Raw genomic sequence first — 25,386 nt, forward strand, 5'->3', positions numbered from 1 at the left:
TTTATGAGGAACACATCTATAAGGTGTGTTCTATTTGTTTTGAAAGGAGATGGATAAATGGTAGATGTTTTCGATGTAACATTAAATCCTAGCGACATGGGTTCTGGAAACATTTTAAGTAATGGGAATCTAACAGTTGTTAATACTGTCTCTGCCACATCTGTTAGAGCAACGCATGGTAGATCAAATTCAAGAAAATGTTATTTTGAAGTAAAATTTGACGCTGGAGCTATAAATTTGGGAATAGGTATAGCAAATAAAACCCTATCTATGACAGCAAATATTCTTACTAATACGAATCAAAGATCTATGTATGGTTCTAATGGGTTTAAATACCCAGAAGGACTTGCTTATACCTCAGTTTTTGTTATTGGAGATACAGTGGGAGTTTTAGTTGATCTTGATAATGGGTTCTTAGAGTTTCGAAAGAACAATGTAAGCTTAGGTGTAAGTCACACCGACATAAAAATTTTGGGAGAAGTATACCCATTCATTTTCTTTGGTACTGCAACTAGCAAGACAGCGACATTCAATTTTGGGGCATCTCCATTTGCATATCCACTACCAGTTGGTTATTACTCATACGATGGCAAACAAGCAAATGCAAGTAAATTCTTGATTTCATCAGAAGACGAAAGGCTTTCTATCTTTACTGAAAAAAAAAGCAATAATACATCTATACCGATAATGACATCTGATACATCACCATCTGGCAGAGCGTTTGCTAAAGATATGTATGGCACAGCCTATCCTCCATGGAAGGCATTCAATGGAATTGATGATAACGAAGGATATGTTTCTCTCAATGGTAGTGGTGGAGTGGGATATCTAGGATATGATTTTCTTGAAGCCATCTCTTTGTATAAGTATGCAGTTAGATCTCCTAACTCAAACCATCTAAACAAGATGCCTAAAAATTGGACATTTGAAGGTTCTAATGATGGATCACTATGGACTGTTTTAGATGGACAAATCGATCAGACTTGGATAACTGCATATACGGATAAAGAATATTTGTTAGATGTTTCTTTTCGTAATATGAAGTTTAAAATGTATCGTTTAAACTGGACTGCGAATAATGGTTACTCATTCTATACAGATGTAAATGAATTGAAAATGTTTGAAACAATCATAACAAAGCTTATAAAAGTTCCTTCGTTATCAGAGAGTGATTTTAACAAGTATGGAATGGGCAAAGATGTCGAAATAAATTTATATGACTATGTTACATCGATAAGTGATATAAATAATTCGTCAGAATTACTAGGATCAGGCAAAGTCTTTAAACAAAAAATTGATAGATCAAAGCATAAAGCGCACAAGATTATATAAGGTTAGATTTAGGAACACATCTATATGGTGTGTTCTATTTTATTTTGAAAGGAGACGATTATTATTTCATATAATTATAAATTTCCAACAGCAAACAATCAATGGAGTACAACAACAACTACATTGACAATGAAACTTAAATTCTCTAAGGCTACGATACTGTCATCTTTGTATTGGTACAGAGGAGTCACCAACTCCTCTCCTACGGCATCCCCGAGAATATACACTATGAGTGGACAACTTATAGGAAATGGCATTGGCATTTCCGAAGCAACTAGAGTTGTAGGATGGTATAGAGTAGACTTTTTTGCTCCTGTAAAGCTAGAAGCCAATACTGAATATTTAATCGGATTTCATTTTTTGAATGGTGCGCCTATTGGTAGCGGAAACACCCCTACTCCAACGGTTTTTCAGATAAGCGAAGGTTTAAGTCTTACTTACAATTCCATGTATTCTGGAACAACCGACATAATGCCGACTACAGTTAATAACAATGTACTTTTATCTATTGGTTTTGATTATATAACATATTCGAATAAATTCTTGATTTCATCAGAAGATCAGTATTACAGTTATGAGAGTATGTCTTCTAAGTCCCTTGTCGCCCCAATGACAAGCAATACATCAACCAATGGACAATCTTCCGCTAGTTCAATAGCGAGTACAAATTTTGACTCATGGAAAGCTTTTGATGGATTAGTGAATACACAAGGATGGTCTACATCTGTGAGTCTACCTCAGTGGATTCAATACAAATTCAATGAGCCAGTATTAATTGATCGCTACAGTTTATCTTCAAGTACACAAACAACAGCTCCCGTAGACTGGATGCTACAGGGGTCAAACGATGGATCATCTTGGACTGATTTAGATATTAGACAAAATGAAGTAAGTTGGAGCGATGCTACAACTAAAATCTTCAGCTTCACCAATGAAAAATCGTTTATATTTTTTAGAGTGTATATTATCAGAAACAATGGAGCGACAAACACTGCGCTGTCTGAAGTACAATTTTATTCTAAAGAGATTAACACTTTGGTAAGTCTTGATTATTCAGAAAATAACTTCCTAAGTCATGGAATAGAAAAATCCTCATTAATTAATTTATACTCAGACACCCATAAAAGGAAAGCGATTGTTCAGGACAATTCTCAATTAGGTGCAGGAAAAGTATTCAAACAAAAAATTGACACATCCAAAACGCCAATCAAGAAAGCGTCGATCACATAGCTATGTGAAATGATTGTTTGATTTAGAATTTAGAGAGGAGATGGGATTATGGCACTACTAGATGTTACTTTAAACCCCAATGACATGAATAATCCAGTAGGCATTAGGATATTAACTAACGGAAATTTAACAAGCGCGATAGATGTCGGGAATGTTTCTACAAACATACGTGCAACACATGGAAAGACATCTGGGAAATGGTATTGGGAAGTTAGATTAGATAGTGGCAATATTAACTTGATTGTTGGTGTTTCCTCTAAAGAGTATCCCATAACATCAGGAACTTATACTGGTACAACTGCTAATGCTCTTCAATTGAGATCTTACGATGGCAATGGTGGAAATAAATATCCTGAGAATGTGGCATATGGAACCTCTTGGGTGGTCGGGAATGTCATAGGTGTTGCTCTTGACTTAGATAATGGAAAACTTGAATTTTATAAAAATGGTGTAAGTATGGGTATAAGCCATACCAATGTAAAAGAACTTGGAGAAGTGCTCCCTCTATTTAAGGAAAGAGGAACGAATTCTCATATTTTCACAGTTAATTTTGGTGGTTCGCCATTTTTATATCCAGTACCATCAGGACATAAAGCATACGCTTATTATGACATAAATACAGTTTTTCTTTTTCATAATAGTCAATATAAGTACTATGATAATTCATGGAATACTATCGGAGCTGTTGCAACTGAGCAGGACTATATTTCACATGGTATGAAAGACATCTCCATCATACTTGAATCTGCATGGTCACAACTCACTGGCGAAGTCGAATTATGCTGCTATACCGACGATCCAACCAAAACAGAAGCATCCTTCAACATTGAAACTGATCTCTTCACCCTAGCCGAAGAGTGGGAAGACAAAGAGATCAAAATCATTGAATACACCGATGACCCAAATCAATCCGAATCAACGATTACAATCGAAACCGAACCTTTTACAATATATGACGAGTTGGGTGATAGTGTAGATGTTCTATACTATACAGACGATCCTTCCAAAACCTCAGCGGAACTGAATATCACGGCTAACTACTCCCCATTGGATGAACTTGAGGGAGATTTTGACGTGGTTACGTGGACCAACGACGAAGAGGTAATCGCCGGAAATCGGGACATAATGCTAACGTATAACGCGCTACCGTTTGAGCAATTAATTGTGCAACCAACAGACATAGCGTTATATGGAGACGTGAAAAAGGTTGTCGCTACGAAAGTAACGGAGAACAGTCCGGAAGGTATATTAAGAATGGTTGCTTCGTTCGACTCAGGGCTCACATGGAAGACATACCGTTTCAACAAGTGGCTTGATCTGGATATCCAGGATACAACGTTATTCAAAAGAAAAGGAATGAACCTGGACACACTCAACGCCATCCCTGAAAAGGATCTAATAGCTTTAACTCGAATTGCCTACTACTTCGATAGCAGTAAGCACTATGAAAACAGCTATTCGCTTGACGAAGTGAAAATGGTCGTTGATGCACCGCGACATGCAGTGGAGTTTAGAGATATGTCACTGCAACTGTTAAACACCACAGCCACAATCGACCTGACCTTCTCTGGTAACAAACTTACAGGTGTGCTGGATGATGCAGATCAGGGCAAGGTTAAATACCGCGTCTTGTTGAACGGTAAAACGTATTATCCGGCGGATGGCAATTTTACACGACTAGCAGCATCTCCATTCAATATTGAACTCAATATTGACGAGAGAAATGTTAATTTTGGCGAAGAGAATACATTGAAGGTTGAATTTCAGGATTATTGGGGTGCCGTAGACTCACGGGAAATCAAGTTTATCGGATCGTATTCAGGATTAATGTTTATGGACGAGTCTGGAGATTTTCTTTCAGATACCTTTGGTGGTATTTTGAAACAACTTGATTATGGGGTGATCATTGCCGGACAGACGACGTTAACAAAGAAAGTCAGAATCAAAAACTTGCTTGGTTATGCTGTGGATCATGTTTACCTGGAGATGGATAAGAAATTCGAAACGGATGGTGTTGAAGTCCAATTATCCAGACAGGCCGACCCGTTTCTTCCGATCGATTATCTGACCTATGGTCTGATTCAACCGGAGGATAGCATCGATTTTTATATTCGTATCGCAACGGATATTCATGCCAAGCCGAATCCTAATGGCAATTTTGAAATGAAAGTCACAGCAGACCGGGTGTAGCTCTCAATACAATGAGACAGGAAGTGAGTGGAATTAATAACGGGGAGACTCTATTAGATAGTTATATACATATTAAAAGTCCGGAAAATCGTTTTGCAGCAAAGTATATCCTGTACAATCAGGTGGATGAAGAACTGTCTTCAACCCTAATAGCTGCTACAAGAAAAGTGTCCGAGATCGTCTCTAGTGTATCCGTACGTGTCAGACGGTCACAGGAATTGAGCAATTCGCTATCGGTGATGTACAGGTCGCAAGGAGATCTGGGCGCAACCATTCAAGCGGCATCCAAAGTTGATCTTGAAGGCATGTTGTACGTTCGCCCACATAACCGTGCACACGGCAAATATGAATTACTGGAAGCACCGCGTGTAACTGTTAATCTTAAGCCTGTTGCTGATGCGACCACACGAAGCCAAACTCACCTGCAGACGCTCAACTTTGGTGATACACAGCGTATGATGATCGGTAGAGACGAGATAGAGCAATTCGAATCGTTTATACATTTCGGTGATTTGGATACTAGAATACCTGATCTGTTATATCTGGAAGACGCTAAATTGAGGTTATATTACACAGGAACCCTGGCACCTGGAGCACACATTGAGCTGCATCAGCCTGATACGTTGTGGCGTGAGTACGGGATTACGTATGCGAACAGACCTCAGTCCATTCAGCTCTTATCGTCCAGTTATATTCTGGATACGACTGAACGTTATGTTGAGTTTGATATGATGGCATTGCTTCGAATGTGGAGAGAAGGTATTCTTTCGAATGTTGGACTGATTATTCAGTCTAGCGGTAACACGCCGATTTATTTCAACACTCGTGAGTCTTCCAAACCACCTGTTTTGCAGATCAAATATATCACTTCTCAAATCTATTCTATCGGTCGAACCGAAATTGAAAGTGAGATTTTTATTTATGGTGCAGGTCGCAAGGATATAGCTTCAACGTTAGTTGTACACAGTGATATTGGGCTGGACTGGCTCAAATCTCAGTTGTACGTCCACCGCTATGAGGATCATATGCATCATGATATACCTCAAGTAATCGCAGTCAGCCGTCCGGACCTGGATGTAGATCTGATAGTAGCTAAACGTATAGATGCGGAACTGGATTCGAACATTTCTATTGCTGAAAGTAGGACAGAAGAGAAGGAAACATGGGTTTCTATTTCTAAGCCCGAGCTTCATGCGCAGTTCATTACTACTATACGAACAACTAAGGATACAGACGGTAATCTTGCCGTTAGAACAGGTCTGGACGACGAAAAAACTGTAGAAATCGCAGTGTCTCATCCTGACTTGACTTCAGTCATTACGGTAGATAGACAAATGTCTCTAGTCAGTACGTTAACGATATCACAGCTGCTCGATGATGGACGGGATACGAGTTTAATTGTATCCGTACCAGATCTTCATGCTTCATTGGAAGTCTCCAATTATATAAAAGCAACTTCAACGTTGGGGTCTTTGCTTACGGTCATGTACGACGGTGATTCGACTGTGATTTCGGAGATTAGGGTTAATAACCCTGATCTGAATAGTGTTCTTCAAGTCAGAGCATTAGATCATGATGAGAGGGCAGGCAGTCTTGAGATTCCTTATTTGGAAGAACAGCTTGGGCAATTATATATTTCAAGACCTGATGTGCTTTCCAGCATTGAGGTCAAGTATATGGATGTTTTGGATGCACACATTAGTATCAAGGAAAGAGAATACTTGGATAGCTATCTTCAGGTGCGAGATTGGAAGGATATGCAGTCTACAGTAGATGTGAGACAGATTGTCGATATGGCTACTGAAGTGACAATTTCCAAGCCTGATCTGGCCGCGTATGTCTTACCAAGAGTTATTGCGAATGTAGAGTTAGATTCGATCACAAGTATCCGTAAACGGGATGCCGGTGATTTAGTGACCACAGTAATTGTGAAGAGTCCAGGAAATCAAGCGTATTTTTACATTTTATAAAATGAGTACATCATCAAAGAGGGCGTTGGCCCTCTTTTTTTTGCGTTTAGGCTCATGTCCATCCCTAAGCATCTGTACTTTATTGTGTAACAGTCGTCTTCTCGTTATGATACAATGTGTTCATCACACATTAAGGAATGAAGACCATGCATCAAGGGGACAGTGTATTTGAACAGATTATGAAGCAGAAAAGATTGAAGCCTATCAAGCCTGAAACTACAAAAGTTCTAGTTAAACCAATACATAAAAAGAAACTAGCTCAGGAGCAATTAAGTGATATGGATGTCCAGTTCAAAAAGTCGGTAGCTGAATCAATAGATCGAAGTGTACTTCATAGACGTGTACTAGGAATTAGAAGAGAGTTAACGGAGATAAGACGATTAAAGAATGATGAGCAAATGTTTTAAGGTAGGCTGGACACAATGACATACAGTTTTCACGGCTCAAATATGATTAGTGTACCTAAAAAGCATGTATGTTCAACATACTACCTGTTAAATTAAACCGAGTATAGGACTACTAAGTTTACTGCATAATTGCAGATTAAGTTTATGTTTTTGCTTAAAAACGACCTCTTTCAATTTCTAATATAGGTGCTAGTCACCGTCATTGTGACGGAGAACTTTAATTATCTCACGACAATCTTAACCAACGAGATTCGTCTTATATAAATATTGAAACTCTAGTGTTAATCTGAGAACAGGTATTCTTTTGTTAACTTTATGAAATCTACCTGAAAGTAATCGGACTCAAAAGTAACAACGAATGTATACTTTTAAATCCGAGTTGAGCTTACTATGGGTATAACCACAGGAATCATTTTTTTAATAAATAAATCAACTGCAATTATCCTTTTTATAAATGTCCTTGAAAGCGTGAGGAGGACATTTGAGAGAAATAAATTCAATGATCTCTTTTTCAAGCTATATCAGTAAAGATGTACATAATTGCTAGTATTACTATGACAGCAAGAACGGCCCATAGTAGGGTATATTTTTTCATATTATCCTCCACCTTCTTGATGATAATTTAGTATAAATGTTTCAAATCACCTAATTAATGGTAACATATATAAATCACCATGCCAATACTAATATATTAACCAAATGGGAGGAAATGATTCAATGTTAAGGAAATTCTCAAAGAGTGCTCTTGCACTAATTCTAGTAACAACGATATTTGCATCCATGGCATCTGCGAAAGATACTCCTGAACCTGAAGTATATACACCTGAGCAATATACAGAGTATTTGATACAACTTATTAATGATGGGGATACTGGAGCTATTCAGACATTAGAGCAGTTTAATAGTTTACCCACAACTAAACAAAAAGCTTTCTTAAGTTTTATTTTTTCAGAAGAATATGTAAATGCAATGAGCGAAATGTTGTCTGGTAACGAAACTTCATCGTATAAAAGCTCTAATCAAGAAATACCAATTGAAATAGAGTCCAGTTCTACTGATCAAGTTCAAGCAAATCAATTATCAGCTGGCGCTTTTGCGGCTAGAGCTAATCAAGCGGCATCGGTGAGCAGGTCAGAGAAATTGAGCATATTTGGTGTAGATACATCCACAATAACTTTGACAGTTAGTTGGGAGCACAATGGAAATGCAGCTGTTAAGCCTCTTCAAGTAATCCAAGGACATCTAAATCGGAATCCAGGATTCACTCTAAGTGAGACATCAAATAATAGTCCGGGGTACATTTCAGAGGGATACTTTAATACCACAGGGACTTGGACTATGCGAGCAACCGCATCTTTAGGTTTTGTTAGTGATACATTAGGAATTAACATTAAAGCTTCAACACCGTCTAATAAGTATTACTATACAACTTCTACTAAAAAAAATATGAATGCCACCAATGGTTGGGTGAAGTATTAATCATAGTTAAAATTTTTGGTATGGTGATGCGCAAGGGGGGGGAGTGCTCCCCTTGTATAATTTAAATTTATACTATCATCAAAAAATGATTGATCATGCTGTACGATATCAAGTCTTATTATTTAGAGGTTACAGTTAAACCTCAGGGTTTATTTTGCTTCCTCCTAGTCCTCTGGCCGCGGGCTTCCAATGAAAATCTGAATGGCTTGCTTCAGGAGTTTTTCATGAAAGGCACCGCTCTCTCAAATGGAGGATACAGATCTCGCCGGTTCACTGTTTCTTTAAAGTTTGGATATTTCCCTATGAAATTTCCCCATTCATTTTGAGCCATTTTATAGTCCGATAATCATGCTCATTCCCACTCTTAGGTAATACTTGGCAGTCAAAATATCAATTCCTCCATATTCTTCTATAATGTATCATGACAAACACTGTCTGAACTGTAAGTACCTACATTTTCTCAACCACGGCAGGTGTCCACACGACAATCCAGAATGAGGCATACAATTATCGTGACCTGTGGAAGAGGAGGTGGATCGGGAAATTATGGTGACGATGGAGCCTATTGTAGTTGGAGAACATGTATTAGTTGGGGTAGAAGTCAAACTGCCCAAAACAACTTTGCTGACTATTAACACATCCAAAGGATATATCATGTGCGGAGCACTCGACGTGGGATTACTTAATGAGAAGCTCGGGGATCGCAAAATTATTGCAGCTCGGGCGGTTGGTGTGCGTACACTGGAGCAATTGTTGCATGCACCTATGGAGTCGGTGACAACAGAAGCCGAGGCCATGGGCATTACGGTTGGCATGACGGGTGTAGAGGCTTTGTTGAAAATGATCTAAGCACTAACAAAAGGGCTCCCTATGGGAAGCCCTTATTTAACGCCGTAATACAGAGCCTGGCACATCGTAGCTCCCACCTCTATACACACGAACGCTTTCTATTAAATTAAGCTTCTTCCTTCGCGAACAAGGCAGCCAGGTTTTCTTGGAAAGGAGCGCGAACAACGCCTTTTTCCGTGATAATAGCTGTTACATATTCGTTAGGCGTTACATCAAATGCTGGATTGTATACTTTAACACCTTGCGGTGCTGTACGTTTCCCAAATCCTTCAGTGACTTCTTCCGCAGCACGTTCCTCAATTGGAATGAGGTCCCCGGATGGAGTGGACAAGTCGATGGTCGACAATGGGCTGGCTACATAGAACGGAATATTGTGAGCTTTGGCAAGCACAGCCACGCTGTATGTTCCGATTTTGTTAGCTACATCGCCATTCGCAGCAACACGATCAGTTCCGACGATAACGGCTTGAATCCAGCCTTTGGACATCACCATGCCTGCCATGTTATCACAGAGCAGCGTAACGTCAATGCCGGCTTGCTGTAACTCAAATGCTGTCAGGCGTGCACCTTGAAGTACGGGACGAGTTTCGTCTGCAAATACCTTCAGGTGAATGCCGCGTTCCTGCGCGAGATACATTGGAGCAGTTGCCGTACCGTATTTCGCCGTAGCCAGTCCGCCTGCGTTACAGTGAGTAAGTACACCCATACCATCTTCGAACAAAGGCAGTGCATTCTCGCCAATCATGCGGCATACTTCTTCGTCTTCCTTCTGAATCAACAGAGCTTCTACTTCAAGCGCATCATTGCCCTCATCCAGGCTCAGGCCGGATTCAACGACCTCATTTGCTTTTTGCATCATGCGATCCAATGCCCAGAACAGGTTCACCGCTGTTGGACGGGAAGTAGCCAGATGAGCACATATGGATTTTACGTGGTCCAACCAACCTTGAATGGTTGTTCCGTCGTATGATTTGGCACCCAATACAACACCAAATGCAGCAGCAATACCAATCGCCGGAGCACCGCGTACTTTCATGGAGTGGATGGATTCCCATACTTCCTCAGGTGTATACAATTTCAACATGAGGATCGTTTCGGGCAGCAGACGCTGGTCAAGCATTTCAAGCTTGTCCTTTTTCCAGATGAGAGAGGACAGAGGCTGATATTCAGGGGTTGTCATGGGTGGTTCCTCCGTTCCTTATGTTAAGCCTTAGTAGTAGTAACAGCTGTGGATACAATATCCAGTACTTCGCCGATGGTATTCAAGCGACGATTGTTCTTGATCAATGCTTTACCAATGGACAACGCTTTACGCTGAGCATGTTCACGTTCAGTTGCATTTGGAATCGTATCTATATCCGCCACGTGAGCGAGTCCCACGATACGACGAACCATTTTGGTACCTGCAAAGCCGATCGAATCTCTGAACAATTGTTGCACATACAGATCCTGATAGCCTGGCGTTTTTGCCATCGGATCAACGAGGTCGTTAACCCAGAGGGCACGGAAACGAGATTCGAATTCAGTCCATACATCACGAACCATATTCAGCAAAAGCGTCTCACGCTCACGCAAAGCAGTCTCATCCTGAATCCATCCTGGGAGGGATGCGTAATTCAAGAGCAGGTTCGCAAGGACTGCACCGACATCAAATCCCATGGGGCCGTAATATGCAAATTCGGGATCGATGACCTTGGTTGATTCAGGTGTAACAAAAATACTGCCTGTATGCAGATCTCCATGAAGCAATGCCTGCCCATGTGTCAGGAATTTTTCCCGCAGTAAGGCCACTTCAAGGTGAAGTTCTCCATCTGTGCGGAGGGCTTCAGCCTCGTCCTCAATGGAAACATCATAATTATTTTTCTCAGCGATCCGGTAGGGTTCATCAAAGATCAGATCCTCCGTTATTTTGCATTGGTCCGGATTAATGAATCTGCCCTGTTGTTCCTTCTTCAATTGCTGATCCATGCCCAAGTCTGATGTGAAGAACAACGTTCTTGCCATGAATTCCCCGATATGCTGTGCAAAAAGAGGATAGGAAACACCTTCGATCAGGCCTTTACGCATGATCACATGATCACTCAGATCTTCCATAACCGTTAACGCGAGGTCATCATCGTAATGATACACTTCGGGTACCATCCCTGGACACAGACGATACTCTTCCTGCAGAATCTCACGTTCAATGCGGGCACGTACCAGAGAGAGCGGCCATGATTCTCCAACCACTTTCGCATAAGGAAGCGCCTGTTTGATAATGATACTTTTATCGGAGTTCTGATCCGTGATGTGGAATACCAAATTCAGATTGCCATCGCCGATCTCGTGACAATCCAGATTCGCATCTGCCGCAAATGGACCCGGTAATGTTTTGGCCAGTTCAATTGCATCCTGGGGGGTAAACGGGCGATATTGGGACAAAGGTGCCACCTCCATATATATGAAGAAACAGGAAAACCCACTTCTTTGCTTGGTATATGTCAGTATATCGGAAATAACGCGGTTTTTGAACTTTTTTTTGAGACAAGTCAAGTCGATCCTGATTCGAACTTCCGGTTCAAGGGTAAAAACAAATAGGCCGGACGGTTGAGAGAAACGCCGTTAACAAGCCTCTCCACTACATGTGGTGACACATTATTAACTCTCTGTTATGCATTGCGGGACAACCTGCTTATCATGGCATGACAGACTAATTTTAAATAAAGGATGGGATTAATATGGCTACAAAAAACAAAACAGATCAAGCAAAATCGGTGGAACAAGTACTTAATCGTCAGGTAGCTAACCTGAACGTATTGTATGTTAAAATCCATAACTATCACTGGTACGTTAAAGGACCTAACTTCTTCACGTTGCATGTGAAATTCGAAGAGTTCTACAACGAAGTTACAGTACAAATGGATGAAATCGCAGAGCGTATCCTTACGCTGAAAGGTAGCCCGGCGGCTACAATGAAAGAGTATTTGGAGCTTTCCTCTATCCAGGAAGCAGCAGGCGGAGAAGACGCAAAAACAATGGTGCAAAACCTGATCGAGGACTTCGCTACACTTTCGAATGAATATCAGGAAGGTATCGAAGTTGCAGATGCAGCTGAAGATCAACCAACATCCGATATGCTGACAGGTTTCAAGGCTGACCTGGAGAAACACATGTGGATGCTTCGCTCTTTCCTGGGTTAATATAGGTAAGATTTTGCCTAATACAAATGGTCTCTTACGTAAGCTTTCTGAGCCCGGATCATGTTGTCAGAAACGCCCTGAGCGTCTATACTGCTGACAAGAACGATAGGGGAGGGGACCGCTTATGTTAGAACCAACGATACCGGCTTTAAAAGAATGGGCTTCTGCAATCAAAGCACTGGAAACGGGTCGCCAGATTATGGTGATGCGCAAAGGCGGGATTGTAGAGGAAACCCGACATTTTGAGCTGAAAAGTCCAGCGTTTTACCTGTATCCGACTTATGAACATCAGCGTAAAGAACTGATTAAGTCCTCGGATCAATCCTATGTTGAAGAATCACTGGCCGAATGGGTGCCCGAAGCTTCGACAATCCGTATTACTGCATATGCCGAAGTAACGCAGGATCTGGAGATACGAGATCAGGAGATGCTGGATCGACTTCTTGACTTTCATATGTGGACAGCGGATTTTGCCGAAGACCGTTTGAAATGGAAACGGAAAGATCCGCTCCATGTATTGATTTTACGTGTGTACCTTTTGAAAGAACCGATGGAAATCCCCGTACTGCCTGAATATAATGGTTGCCGTTCATGGATTTCTATTCCGAATGGTCCGGTGCCGCGCGAAATGACGCCGGTGGTGGACGTTGCGGATTTTGACGAACAGGTACAGAAGATTAACGAGATGCTCAAATTGTAAATAGTAACATTATTTAACGGAGGGACTTGTCCATAATATGGATGAGTCCTTTTTTTAGATTAGTGTACAGCAGATGGCATAAAAGCTTGAATTGCTGTGATTTTTCTCACTGTGCATTTGTGCTTAAGATGTTTTCTGATTTGATTCAATTTGTCTTTTACTATAGAATCAGAAAGAATAAGGTTTCATGCAATGGACAAAGGTTCTTAGGAAATGACTTGATTATCATTGAGAATCAGTTTAGAATTATTCTAAAGTGTTCTTGCTTTGAAGATTCGAGTACAGGAGAAATTCAGGGGAAGCCCTGTTCAGATATAATAGGCGCTTTTTCGTTTTCGACAACTAACATCAATTTAATCAATGGAGGGAAACAATACACATGGCTACGAATTTCGTCATTGAAGGTCTGAAAGCGACGATCGAAGGTAAGGAAATCCTGAAAGGCATCAACCTGGAAATGAAAGGTGGAGAAATCCACGCAATCATGGGGCCAAACGGAACAGGTAAATCCACTCTGGCTTCTGCATTGATGGGTCACCCTAAATATGAAGTAACAGACGGTAAAATTACACTTGATGGTGAAGATGTATTGGATATGGCTGTAGATGAGCGCGCACGTGCAGGTCTCTTCCTGGCTATGCAATACCCAAGTGAAATTGCAGGTGTTACTAACTCCGACTTCTTGCGTAGTGCAATTAACGCACGTCGTGGCGAAGGTAACGAGATCTCCCTGATCAAGTTCATTCGTCAAATGGAAGGTAAAATGAAAGAACTCGACATGAACCCTGAGTTTGCTCACCGTTACCTGAATGAAGGTTTCTCCGGTGGTGAGAAAAAACGTAACGAGATTCTGCAAATGATGCTGCTTGATCCGAAAATCGTAGTACTTGATGAAATTGACTCCGGTCTGGACATCGATGCTTTGAAAATTGTGGCTGACGGTGTGAACGCTATGAAGAGCGAAGACCGTGGCTTCCTGATCATCACTCACTACCAACGTCTGTTGAACTACATTACGCCTGACTATGTTCACGTAATGATGCAAGGTCGTATCGTGAAATCCGGCGGACCTGAATTGGCTCACCGTTTGGAAGCGGAAGGGTATGACTGGGTAAAGGCAGAGCTGGGAATTACAGACGAAACTGTAGGCCAAGAAGCGTAAAGACAAAACGGAGGAGGATTAATTAATGACTACACAAACAATTCTTCCGGTTGAATCTGAAGCGCTTCGCGCCTTGTCGGAAAGCAACAATGAACCCGGCTGGTTGACCGAACAGCGGCTTGAAGCTTTAAAGCTTGCGAGCGGGCTTGCGCTTCCTAAACTGGAAAAACAAAAAATCGAACGCTGGAATGTCAGCGAGTACGGAACATATAAAACAAGTGAAGCCATTTCTTCTTTGACAGAAGTACCTGCTTCTATCAAAGATCTGGTTCAGGATCAAGCTGAAGGCAGTCTGGTTATCCAGCGCAATTCCGGTACGGTATACTCCAAGGTGTCTGCTGATCTGGCAGCAAAAGGAGTTATCTTCACGGATCTGGCTACAGCGGTTCGCGAACATGGCGATCTGGTAAAACAATATCTGAACACAGCAGTGAAAGCGGATGAGCATTCCCTCGCTGCATTGCATGCGGCACTTTGGAATGGCGGGGTCTTCCTGTATGTTCCGAAAAATGTCGAAATCGAAGTACCACTGCAAGCAGTGTTGCTTACGGACGACGCATCTGCAACGTTTGCACCTCACGTGCTTGTTGTTGTAGAAGCAAACAGTTCAGTAACTTATGTTGATAACTATGTATCTGGCGAATTGTCCGCACCTGTTTTCCATAATGGTGTTGTGGAAGTATTCGCAAAATCCGGTGCTAAAGTACGTTTCGCATCGGTTCATCAACTGAGTGTGAATGTAACTGATGTTTCATTCCGTCGTGCAGTGTTGGAGAATGATGCTTCCATCGAGTGGATTGTAGGCGAAATGAACAATGGCGACACAGCGAGCAACACGATGACCGTGCTGAAAGGCAATGGATCAAGTTCTGATTCCAAAGTCATCGCTGTAGGTTCCGGTTCGCAGAAAATCAACTACACCACAGAAGCTCGTCACTTCGGCAAGAATACACCAAGCCAGATGATTACACGTGCAGTTATGCGTGAAGAAGCTTCTGCAATCATCAACGGCATCACGAAGATTGAGAAAGGCGCTACCAAAGCTGATGGACAGCAGACAGAGAAAGTATTGATGCTGAGCCCTAAAGCACGTGGAGACGCCAACCCAATCCTTCTTATTGATGAAGATGATGTAACAGCAGGTCACGCGGCTTCTGTTGGTCAAGTCAATGCCGAGCAGATTCATTACTTGATGTCGCGCGGAATTAACCGTACGGATGCCGAACGCCTGATCATCTATGGCTTCCTGGCTCCGGTGGTGGCGGATATTCCTCTGGAAGCACTGCGCACCCAATTGCAGTCCCTGATTGAGAAGAAGCTGGGACAATGAATCCGTCCATTCGCGAGCAGTTCCCGATCCTCCACCAGGAAATTAACGGACACCCGCTCGTATATTTAGATAGTGCTGCAACTTCACAGAAGCCTCATGCTGTGATTGAAGCAGTCAAACATTATTATGAGTATGAGAACTCCAACGTACACCGTGGTGTTCATACCCTTGGAAGCCGTGCAACGGACGCTTACGAAGGCGCACGTGAGAAGGTAGCCAAGTTTATCAATGCCCGCCGTACACAGGAGATTATCTTTACCCGCGGGACAACGACAGCCCTGAACCTGGTGGCTTCATCGTACGCCCGCGCCAATTGCAAAGAAGGCGATGAGATTGTTATCACGCAAATGGAGCACCATAGTAATCTGATTCCTTGGCAGCAAGTTGCCAAGGAGACAGGTGCAACATTGAAATACATTCCGCTTCAGCCTGACGGTCATATTGAATTGGCTGATGTTGAGAAGACGATTACGAACAATACTAAAATTGTAGCAATCGCTTATGTATCCAATGTTATGGGTCTGATCCATCCAGTGAAACAAATTGCTGAAATTGCACACCGCAATGGTGCTGTCATCGTTGTTGATGGCGCACAAAGCACACCTCACATGAAGGTGGACGTTCAGGATCTGGACTGTGATTTCTATGCATTATCCGGTCATAAAATGTGCGGACCAACCGGAATCGGTGCACTCTACGGCAAAAAGGCGCTGCTGGAGTCCATGGAACCCATTGAGTTCGGTGGTGAAATGATTGATGATGTGGGTCTGTACGAATCCAACTGGAAAGAGCTTCCCTGGAAGTTCGAAGGTGGAACCCCGATTATCGCAGGTGCGGTAGGGTTGGGAGCTGCCATTGATTTTCTGGAGCAGATTGGTATGGATGAGATCGCACATCATGAGAGTGTGCTGGCAGCTTATGCAACAGAACGACTGGCCGAGATCGATGGGTTAACCATCTATGGCCCAGCTAAGCGGCATGTGGGTGTTGTTACCTTTAATCTGGGGGATGTTCATCCACATGATGTGGCAACCGTGCTGGATGCGAGTGGCGTAGCCATTCGTGCCGGACACCATTGCTGTCAACCGCTAATGCGCTGGCTTGAAGTTAGCTCAACAGCTCGTGCCAGCTTCTATCTATACAATAACGAACAAGATGTAGATCGGCTTGTCAGCGCCTTAATCCAGACAAAGGAGTATTTTGGCGATGCAACTTGATGATCTGTACAGACGTGTTATAATGGACCACTACAAAAACCCGCGTAACCGCGGAACATTTGATAATGACGCTGTCACGGTGAATTTGAACAATCCAACGTGCGGCGACCGGATTTCACTGCAAATTTTGCTGAAAGACGGAATCGTCCAGGAAGCCAAATATACGGGTGAAGGCTGCTCCATCAGCATGTCCTCTGCATCGATGATGACAGAGGCCGTCAAAGGCAAAACGATGGAACAAGCACTCGATATCGCTAACCGTTTTTCCTCACTGATGAAAGGTGAAGAAGTCGATTTCGACGATTATGAAGATCTCGAAGCCCTATCCGGTGTGAACAAGTTCCCTGCACGCATCAAATGTGCCACTCTGGCCTGGAATGCATTACGCAAAGGGATTGACGAAGAGAACAAAGTACAATAACGATAGGGAGGTAGAGCAAGATGGCTAAAAAAGCACCAGAAATGGAAGAGTACAAATATGGTTTTCGCGACGAGCACAAATCCATCTTTCAAACCGGTAAAGGTCTGACTGCAGAAGTGGTTACCGAAATTTCCAAGATTAAGAACGAACCGGAATGGATGTTGGAATTCCGTTTGAAATCCCTGAAACAATTCGAAAAGATGCCAATGCCGAAATGGGGCGGAGATCTCGACGGATTGGATTTCAATGAAATTCAGTATTATGTGCGTGCTTCGGAGAAACAAGGTAAAACATGGGAGGAAGTTCCTTCCGAAATCAAGGAAACCTTTGATAAATTGGGTATCCCTGAAGCAGAGCAAAAGTTCCTTGCAGGTGTATCGGCTCAGTATGAGTCCGAGGTTGTATACCACAACATGCAAAAGGAATTGGAAGACCAAGGTGTAATCTTCATGGATACGGACACGGCTCTCAGAGAGCATCCCGAAATCCTGCGTGAATATTTTGCAACGGTTATTCCACCAGCAGATAATAAATTTGCTGCATTGAATAGTGCGGTATGGTCTGGAGGAAGCTTCATCTACGTGCCTAAGGGCGTTAAATGTGAAGTACCTCTGCAAGCCTACTTCCGGATTAACTCCGAGAACATGGGACAATTCGAGCGTACACTCATCATTGCGGACGAAGATAGCTTCGTTCACTATGTAGAGGGATGTACAGCTCCAATCTACAGCACGAACTCACTGCACAGTGCGGTTGTTGAGATCATCTGTAAGAAAAATGCTCGTGTTCGTTACACAACGATTCAAAACTGGGCACCAAACATCTACAACCTCGTTACGAAACGTGCGGTTGCTGAAGAAAATGCAACGATGGAATGGGTCGATGGTAACATCGGTTCCAAACTGACGATGAAATATCCAGCGGTTGTACTGAAAGGCCGTGGAGCTAAAGGTTCCGTACTCTCCATCGCTGTAGCTGGTAAAAACCAGCATCAGGATGCAGGTGCGAAAATGATCCACTTGGCTCCGGATACAACATCTACGATTGTATCCAAATCCATCAGTAAACATGGTGGTAAAGTAACGTACCGCGGTTTGGCTTCCTTTGGGCGTCAAGCTGAGGGCGCGAAATCCAACATCAAGTGTGATACACTCATTCTCGATAATGAGTCCACATCGGATACAATTCCTTACAATGAAATCATGAATGATAACATCATGCTGGAGCATGAAGCTACAGTATCCAAAGTGTCTGAGGATCAACTCTTCTACCTGATGAGCCGTGGTCTGACTGATGCAGAAGCAACACAGATGATTATCATGGGCTTCATTGAGCCATTCACGAAGGAATTGCCAATGGAATACGCCGTTGAGATGAATAGATTGATCAAATTCGAAATGGAAGGTTCCATTGGTTAATCTAATGCAGCGCCTTTCGAAGCCGTAAAGCTGAAGCTAGTTGCTGATGTTAAGCGGTAGATATCGTTTTATGTGATCGATTACCCCCTAGAACAGACTTTCTAAAAAGTCTCTCTAGGGGGTATTTTTATTCAAAAAATCTGGGGATAACAGTGATCAGAAGGTTATTCTGTTATCTGAGTGGCAAGCGGAAATATTCTTTAGTTCAAATTGTATATTTACAAATGAATAGACCAGCGTTATTCTTCCATTAACGAATATTACATATATTTGAATAGATTCTAATATGAGGAGGTATATGATGCGAAGAAGTATAGTTAAAAAAGGAGCAGCCTTGGTATTGTCTGCTGTTGTTGCCTTTACGAGCTCACCGTTATTTTTATCAACGGCGAGTGCTGCAGAAGGTGGATCAGTATCGGGTTCGTTCAAGGTACTTAGTTACAATGTAGGTGGTCTTCCGGACCTGGTATCCAGTTCCAACCCCAAGGAGTACACCGTTCAGATTTCCCCAAAATTAAATGACTATGACATCATTAATGTGCAAGAGGATTTTAATTATCATAATGAGTTGATATCCCAAGTCACTCTGCCGTATCTGACGACAACAAGCGGAATTGCGGGTTTTGGAAGTGGGTTGAACAGTCTGTCCCAATATCCATTCCGTGACTTGAAACGTATTACCTGGGATAAGCGATCTGGCCTTTTTGACAATGGAAGTGATGAATTGACTCCAAAAGGATTTACAGTAGCTACATATGAGATCACACCTCAGGTGAAAGTGGACGTGTACAACTTGCATGCGGACGCAGGTAGCGATGATAAATCGCTTGAGGCCAGACGAGATAATATCAGACAACTCTCCAATTACATAAAGGAGCACTCGGACGGGAACGCAGTTATCGTATTTGGGGATACCAATACACGGTACACACGTGCCGCTGACAATATAGAGCTACTCATGTCTGAGAATGGTTTAAGAGATCCGTGGATCGATTTGATTCGAGGTGGGAGTATTCCCGCTGATGGAGAAGCCCTTATGGATGCAAGCAATTTAAATGGACCCAACTATGAGATCGTGGACAAAATTTTGTATCGCGGAAGTAAAGCGTTGTCTCTGAATGCACAGAGCTATCGGTTAGAAAATCAAACATTTGTTGATCCGAGTGGGAAGCAACTCTCCGATCATTATCCGATTACAGCGGAATTTGTGTATAGCACATCTTCTCAGTACCAACTAAGTTCAACAATCGGAGGATCTGGAGGAAGTGGGTTTAATGATCTAAATCATATTCCGGAGTCCAGACCTAGTTCAGTGGTACTTAACTCGGGCAACCGTGTAGACGGCATTTCAACGTTGTACAGGGATGGAACGAACCTAGCACATGGTGGTCAATCCAACATTGTCACACTGAACCTGGCAGACGGAGAGTACTTAACTCAGGCTACAATTGGTCAGGGGACACGTAATGGAGATAAACGGATCTTTTACGTGGAGTTGTCCACCAATCTTGGAAATAAAGTTGAAGGCGGACAAAAGACCTCGGATCAAATCAAACTTGAGGCACCAGCGGGGTGGTACATTGCCGGATTTTATGGAAGAGCAGGACAGGAATTGGATCAGCTAGGCGTCATATACAGACCTCTGAATTAGAAGTGAGCAGTGGTTAAAATGAAATAATAATATATACATCTCATAGAGTGTTCATATTAGCACAGCGCCGCTTGGAATATACGTTGGAGAGAGACCATAAGGTTTCCCTAATGATATTCTGAGCGGTATTTTTGTGGAATAAAATAAGACCAATAGCACAAGCCATTTCATAGATTTAAGCATTTAATGATAGAAAAGGATGTGAGTGTATGAGCGTGAACCCTTTCGAGGGATATCGGATTACAAGTTCATTCGGCTATCGAATTCATCCTATTCATGGTGGACAGACATTTCACCGCGGAATTGATCTCGTGACAGAGCCTTGGAATGGCCCCGTCTATGCCTTTATGGAAGGTAGGGTACGTTTTGCTTCCGAAGGAGTTACAGGCTCCGGATTCGGCGGTTACGGGCTTACAGTTGCCCTTCAAGATCATCGCGGTTACTTGCATTGTTATGCTCACCTTTCGCGGATTGCCGTAAACGTTGGGCAGCGTGTGAAGCGAGGCCAGCTTATCGGGAATCAGGGAAGCACGGGTCAGAGTACCGGCCCGCATGTACATTATGAGATCCGGAAAACCAGCGCGCCATCTTACGGATATACTGCCAGCGAAGATGGTGTGACAGAACCGGGTGCGTATCTACAGGCCGAATACGGAACTGCATCTCAGGAACAGGAGGCTCCGCCGATGACGACTGAGCAGAAGAAAATGTTTGAAGCCATGCAGAAAACGCTGGAGATTCAAGGGGGATGGATTCAGCAACAGGAGCAACTTTCCAATATGGATTGTCCCGCATGGGCCAAGCAAGCGTTTGATTATTATCGACCGTTTATTATGAATGACAAAGGCAGTTATGAATTTTGGAGATTACTTGTTATCATGTACCGCAAGGAAAAAGGCATCCAAGTTCATTCGGATTCCGACATATAGATCCCTGCATAGGACAGGGAGTAACAAAAGGCTAATCCACTCAGGTAGATGCAGACAGACAACCATTTATCGAATGTTGCCTGTTCGCCCGGTTCATTCCAACGGAAACGTCATATGTTAGGGTATACCTGATGAAGAGGAGGCAATCACATGAGCGAAGTAGGATATGGCTGTGGTGGCAATGTAGGCGGAGTAGGCGGCGTTGGTGGATACAATATGTTCACAAACACTGGTGCAATCTTGGTACTGTTCATTCTGTTGGTTATCATCACAAAAGCATTCTGCGTGTAATCCAACATGATTGAATCGGAATAGACAAAAGGGAAGCCGATTATGGCTTCCCTTTTGTCATATGCCAACCTATAAGTTGGTTATTTCAGTTACTATGGGGTTCTTCGTATACATGCTGTGTACAATGAACAGTTATTGTACATAAATCTCAACGATAGCAATATCTCTTTCTTTCGCTAAATCGATAAAGGCCGTAGAGGTCTGAACGAGTGGTCGGAAATAATCCGCAGGATTATTCATGACAATGAGTCCCGTCTGACCCGTGGTGAGCAGAACCCTTTTACCGATAAAATTAGGTAGCATGTGCTTGATCAGTTCTTGTGTTGCTTCAGCATTTAACTGACCAAAGCTGAGGCTGTACAGTTCACACAGAACAGAGATCAGTTCCTGTTTGGTCTGGTACACCCGATTGGTCGTCATGGCGCTGTAAACGTCTGCTACAGCAGTTATACGGGAATAGGGGTGGATCTCGTCTCCTCGCAGTCCATGAGGATAACCACTTCCATCCTCGCGCTCATGATGTTGAAGTGCAACCGTTGCCAGAATTTCATCCTGCGTGGATTCTTTAATGATATCGTACCCATAGAATGTGTGTTTCTTCATTTCGTCAAATTCTTCCGTAGTCAATTTACCAGGTTTATGTAAAATCTCAGAAGGAATCTTGGACTTGCCGATATCATGAAGATATCCTGCTTTGGCTACCGTTAGACATTCCTCGGGGTTGTAACCCATCCAGCCGGCGATATAAAAAGCGAGCATTCCGACTTGCAATGAATGGTTGTACGTATAATCGCTATCCCCGTCCAGCATAAGCAACAAGGAGACAACATCTTTTTGTTTTTCCAACTGTTCTGTTAGGGTAAACAAAATCTCATCGACCTGTGTCTCATCAATAAAACCCTTCTCCATCGCTTGTTGAAATAGAGATTCAGTACCTTTGATCGTATCGTTAAACAAGTTAGTTAACAGACGGGATTGATCGGAAGGTAAGGTTTGTGCATCAGAGTGTAGGTCGGATGTTGTGTGTTCTACATCTGCGTACTCGATTCCATGTTGCAACAGTTTGGATAGGTCATCTTCACTGAGGGTGGAACCTTTCATCAGCATGTGGAGACCCGAACTGTTGTATACATCATTTTTTAACAGGTCACCCGGTTTAAGATCAGTAACATGCACTCTCACGTATAAACCACCTTTTCTCGACTAATATCGACACATATAATTATAATAACAAGAAAAAAATGGGTTGACAACGACTTATTTACTATTAACCCACTCTATCTAAAAGGTGTAAAGGCTCATTATTTAGTTCTCCATGGGGTTCCATGGTCCTAATTGATGTCCCTTCCATTCAGATCCATCTTCCCAAATTTCCTTTTTCCAGATCGGAACGGTCTGTTTCAGTCTCTCTATGGCGTAACGGCTTGCATCATAACAGTCGTTGCGATGAGGCGAGGAAACGGCAATGACTACACTAATCTCTGCCACATCTACTTTGCCGATTCGGTGACTGATTGCACATAACACACCAGGCCAGCGATCGGAGATTTCCACACCAATGGTTGCCATCTGAGAAAGAGCCATCGGCACATAGGCCTCGTATTCAAGATGAACGGTGCGCTGTTCACCGGTCATTTCACGAGTTGTACCTACAAAAGTAAGAGCTGCCCCGTGATTCGGGGTAATCACTAGCGCCGTTGTTGCTTCCACGGACAAGGTGGACTCTGTAATCAGAAATAAGCCATCTGCAGTCCGATGCTCTGGAACGGTAGAGCGAAGTTGTTCATCGGATATATCCGTACCATCGCCTCCAGAGACGGGAGGGATCAACGCAAGTTCATCTTCTGAGCTAAGTATAGTATCGGCAGGAGCGTACTGCTGGTTAACTGCCAAAAAGGATGTCCTTATCTGAGAAGCTGCCTCTGGGTAGGCCAGACTCAGTTTTTCTTTTAAATCGGCAGCGGTTGGAATGTCTCCAATGTACTCAAACTCCAGAAGGGATGTATTTAAACGTTCTGCAATGCCTGCAAATAGTTGAATTGTCAATTTCATGGATATGACTCACCTCTTTTTGATCTCTAAACCCTATAAATATATCATAACGACGCGGAAAATGTTATGCTTATCCATTAGAAGAATGAACGTTTATTGAAGAGCAGGGGAGGCGGTGTGATGAGCACCAGGGAGAACCAAACGTTAACGATTCTGCACACCAACGACATTCATAGCCACTTCGGCTCCATGAGCACCATCGCCGCTATGATCAATGAGGAACGTGACCAAGGTGGCAACTTCCTTGTATTGGATATCGGCGATCATATGGACCGTATGGCCGTTGAGACAGAAGGGACGCTGGGGACGGCTAATGTTGATGTTATTAACCTGACGGGCTACGATGCCATTACAATCGGCAACAACGAAGGACTAACCTTTACGCCAGATCAGCTCTCACAGTCCTACGCTGGACTTCTGTGTCCTGTGGTATGCAGCAATGTTGTGGAGCAAGATACTGGACTTGCGCCAGTGTGGATGAAACCTTCTCTGATTGTGGAGAAAGGTCCATTTCGCGTTGGTCTGCTGGGGGCAACGGCCCCTTTTACCACATTTTACGAATTGCTCGGGTGGGATGTTCTGGACCCTGTGGAGTCATTAAGAGCTCAAGTGGAAGCATTACGTGATGAAGTGGATGTGGTGGTTATTCTTTCACATCTGGGGCTTTCGACAGATCGGAGACTGGCAGAGCAGATTACGGGAATTGATGTTATTCTCGGTGGACATACCCATCATGTTCTCGAAGAACCCTTAGTCATTGGTCAGACCGTGTTGGGTGCAGCTGGAAAATTTGGCCAATGGCTTGGGAAAGTGGTTCTGGAACGAACAAGTGTTGGAGAGCCTCTCCAACTGGTAAGTAGCGGTTGTATGGCTGCCAAGAGTATATTACTAGATGATCAGGTCGCGCTGGCAATCGCTACGAATCGTACGGAGGCTGAAAGGACACTCAATCAGACGGCAGTGATAACGGATCGGGTGCTGCCCATCACGTACGACCGGGAATCCCCGTTTGCTACCTTGCTTGCACAAGCTGTTCGTCATTTCACGGGGGCACAGCTGTCTCTGGTGAATGCAGGTCAGCTTCTCGGAGATCTTCCACAAGGTAATATTACAAAAGGAATGTTGCATTCCCTATGTCCATCTCCTATAAATGCTTGTACAATATGCTTGAGTGGAAGTCATATTCGTGAAGCACTTGAGCAGTCCTTGTTGGACGAGTTTTCAGGTAAGCCCATTGTGGGATTTGGTTTTCGTGGTCATATTCTAGGCACGTTATGTATGGACGGAATGGAAGTTCAATACAATCCAGATGCGCCAGCCTATGAGAAGATCCAGACCATATCCATCAATGGGGAGCCTATGGACGAACAATGTGAGTATATCGTTGGGACACTGGACATGTTTACGTTCAATGTGGGGTATCCTCCTCTTGCTCATGGAACCCGTACGCTCTATCATCTTCCGGAATTCATACGCGATTTGCTGGAAACGGAAATAAAACGACCAGGGGCTCTGGACGACAGCCTGCGAGCCCGCTGGCATCAAAGCTAAATTTAAAGTACTTGCCTTCTGCTGAAGC

At 43.0% G+C, this 25,386-nt stretch carries 21 protein-coding genes; 17 read left to right on the plus strand and 4 right to left on the minus strand.

The genetic code is table 11. From position 1 onward, the window contains the following. Positions 1 to 57 precede the first annotated feature (57 nt). From MHI52_RS09675 to MHI52_RS09700, 6 genes are all read left to right on the plus strand, one after another. On the plus strand, positions 58 to 1,332 hold the full coding sequence (locus MHI52_RS09675; protein WP_405158933.1) for an SPRY domain-containing protein: 1,275 nt from the start codon (positions 58 to 60) through the stop codon (positions 1,330 to 1,332). A gap of 63 nt (positions 1,333 to 1,395) precedes the next feature. Then, positions 1,396 to 2,562 (plus strand): discoidin domain-containing protein, encoded by a 1,167-nt coding sequence (locus tag MHI52_RS09680; protein ID WP_405159375.1) that lies wholly within the window; start codon positions 1,396 to 1,398, stop codon positions 2,560 to 2,562. A 48-nt stretch (positions 2,563 to 2,610) separates the two neighbouring features. Further along, positions 2,611 to 4,752, plus strand: a complete 2,142-nt coding sequence (locus MHI52_RS09685) for an SPRY domain-containing protein (RefSeq protein ID WP_405158934.1) — start codon at positions 2,611 to 2,613, stop codon at positions 4,750 to 4,752. Between the two features lie 11 nt (positions 4,753 to 4,763). Next, positions 4,764 to 6,722: a DNRLRE domain-containing protein gene (locus MHI52_RS09690; RefSeq protein ID WP_405158935.1), complete on the plus strand. Its 1,959-nt coding sequence runs from the start codon at positions 4,764 to 4,766 to the stop codon at positions 6,720 to 6,722. 1,124 nt (positions 6,723 to 7,846) lie between these two features. Beyond that, positions 7,847 to 8,608, plus strand: coding sequence for a hypothetical protein (locus tag MHI52_RS09695; protein ID WP_315372166.1), 762 nt, complete (start codon positions 7,847 to 7,849; stop codon positions 8,606 to 8,608). 546 nt (positions 8,609 to 9,154) lie between these two features. Then, positions 9,155 to 9,457, plus strand: coding sequence for a YunC family protein (locus MHI52_RS09700; protein WP_017689545.1), 303 nt, complete (start codon positions 9,155 to 9,157; stop codon positions 9,455 to 9,457). 106 nt (positions 9,458 to 9,563) lie between these two features. Here the strand turns inward: MHI52_RS09700 and mtnA are convergent, their stop codons facing one another. Continuing rightward, positions 9,564 to 10,637, minus strand: a complete 1,074-nt coding sequence (gene mtnA, locus MHI52_RS09705) for an S-methyl-5-thioribose-1-phosphate isomerase (RefSeq protein WP_405158936.1) — start codon at positions 10,635 to 10,637, stop codon at positions 9,564 to 9,566. 23 nt (positions 10,638 to 10,660) lie between these two features. Beyond that, on the minus strand, positions 10,661 to 11,878 hold the full coding sequence (gene mtnK / locus MHI52_RS09710) for an S-methyl-5-thioribose kinase (RefSeq protein WP_405159376.1): 1,218 nt from the start codon (positions 11,876 to 11,878) through the stop codon (positions 10,661 to 10,663). 296 nt (positions 11,879 to 12,174) lie between these two features. Here mtnK and MHI52_RS09715 point away from each other — a divergent pair, with 296 nt between their 5' ends. The 10 genes from MHI52_RS09715 (at position 12,175) to MHI52_RS09760 (ending at position 21,755) form a co-directional block, all read left to right on the plus strand. Next, a complete protein-coding gene (locus MHI52_RS09715; protein WP_017689542.1) occupies positions 12,175 to 12,636 on the plus strand; it encodes a Dps family protein in 462 nt (153 codons plus the stop codon). A gap of 124 nt (positions 12,637 to 12,760) precedes the next feature. Continuing rightward, positions 12,761 to 13,336, plus strand: a complete 576-nt coding sequence (locus tag MHI52_RS09720) for a DUF1802 family protein (protein ID WP_017689541.1) — start codon at positions 12,761 to 12,763, stop codon at positions 13,334 to 13,336. A 379-nt stretch (positions 13,337 to 13,715) separates the two neighbouring features. Then, positions 13,716 to 14,498 carry a Fe-S cluster assembly ATPase SufC gene (gene sufC / locus MHI52_RS09725; RefSeq protein WP_036609931.1) on the plus strand — a complete coding sequence of 261 codons (783 nt, stop codon included), beginning with the start codon at positions 13,716 to 13,718 and terminating at the stop codon, positions 14,496 to 14,498. Between the two features lie 25 nt (positions 14,499 to 14,523). Continuing rightward, positions 14,524 to 15,828 carry a Fe-S cluster assembly protein SufD gene (gene sufD, locus MHI52_RS09730; RefSeq protein ID WP_237176150.1) on the plus strand — a complete coding sequence of 435 codons (1,305 nt, stop codon included), beginning with the start codon at positions 14,524 to 14,526 and terminating at the stop codon, positions 15,826 to 15,828. Continuing rightward, the gene (locus MHI52_RS09735) at positions 15,825 to 17,045 is read left to right on the plus strand and encodes a cysteine desulfurase (RefSeq protein ID WP_017689538.1); all 1,221 of its coding nucleotides are present in this window, start codon (positions 15,825 to 15,827) and stop codon (positions 17,043 to 17,045) included. Before sufD ends, MHI52_RS09735 begins: the two co-directional genes overlap by 4 nt. Further along, positions 17,035 to 17,466: a Fe-S cluster assembly sulfur transfer protein SufU gene (gene sufU / locus MHI52_RS09740; protein ID WP_017689537.1), complete on the plus strand. Its 432-nt coding sequence runs from the start codon at positions 17,035 to 17,037 to the stop codon at positions 17,464 to 17,466. The genes MHI52_RS09735 and sufU overlap by 11 nt, the downstream gene beginning before the upstream one ends. Positions 17,467 to 17,486: 20 nt before the next feature. Beyond that, entirely contained in the window at positions 17,487 to 18,884 is a 1,398-nt protein-coding gene (sufB, locus tag MHI52_RS09745) for a Fe-S cluster assembly protein SufB (protein WP_036669904.1), read from the plus strand. A gap of 298 nt (positions 18,885 to 19,182) precedes the next feature. Beyond that, positions 19,183 to 20,535, plus strand: coding sequence for a jacalin-like lectin (locus tag MHI52_RS09750; RefSeq protein WP_405158937.1), 1,353 nt, complete (start codon positions 19,183 to 19,185; stop codon positions 20,533 to 20,535). 209 nt (positions 20,536 to 20,744) lie between these two features. Then, positions 20,745 to 21,464 carry a M23 family metallopeptidase gene (locus MHI52_RS09755; protein WP_339286360.1) on the plus strand — a complete coding sequence of 240 codons (720 nt, stop codon included), beginning with the start codon at positions 20,745 to 20,747 and terminating at the stop codon, positions 21,462 to 21,464. A 150-nt stretch (positions 21,465 to 21,614) separates the two neighbouring features. Further along, positions 21,615 to 21,755: a hypothetical protein gene (locus tag MHI52_RS09760; RefSeq protein ID WP_017689533.1), complete on the plus strand. Its 141-nt coding sequence runs from the start codon at positions 21,615 to 21,617 to the stop codon at positions 21,753 to 21,755. Positions 21,756 to 21,887: 132 nt separating this feature from the next. Here MHI52_RS09760 and MHI52_RS09765 read toward each other — a convergent pair whose 3' ends face one another. Next, positions 21,888 to 22,937: an HD-GYP domain-containing protein gene (locus MHI52_RS09765; RefSeq protein ID WP_076318352.1), complete on the minus strand. Its 1,050-nt coding sequence runs from the start codon at positions 22,935 to 22,937 to the stop codon at positions 21,888 to 21,890. A 123-nt stretch (positions 22,938 to 23,060) separates the two neighbouring features. Next, positions 23,061 to 23,807 carry a molybdenum cofactor biosynthesis protein gene (locus MHI52_RS09770; protein WP_405158938.1) on the minus strand — a complete coding sequence of 249 codons (747 nt, stop codon included), beginning with the start codon at positions 23,805 to 23,807 and terminating at the stop codon, positions 23,061 to 23,063. Between the two features lie 120 nt (positions 23,808 to 23,927). On the opposite strand from MHI52_RS09770, the gene MHI52_RS09775 reads away from it, so the two are divergent. Beyond that, positions 23,928 to 25,358 (plus strand): bifunctional UDP-sugar hydrolase/5'-nucleotidase, encoded by a 1,431-nt coding sequence (locus MHI52_RS09775; RefSeq protein ID WP_076318354.1) that lies wholly within the window; start codon positions 23,928 to 23,930, stop codon positions 25,356 to 25,358. Positions 25,359 to 25,386: the final 28 nt, after the last annotated feature.

Origin of the sequence: Paenibacillus sp. FSL H8-0283, assembly GCF_045040675.1 — a bacterium.
GTDB lineage: Bacteria > Bacillota > Bacilli > Paenibacillales > Paenibacillaceae > Paenibacillus > Paenibacillus amylolyticus.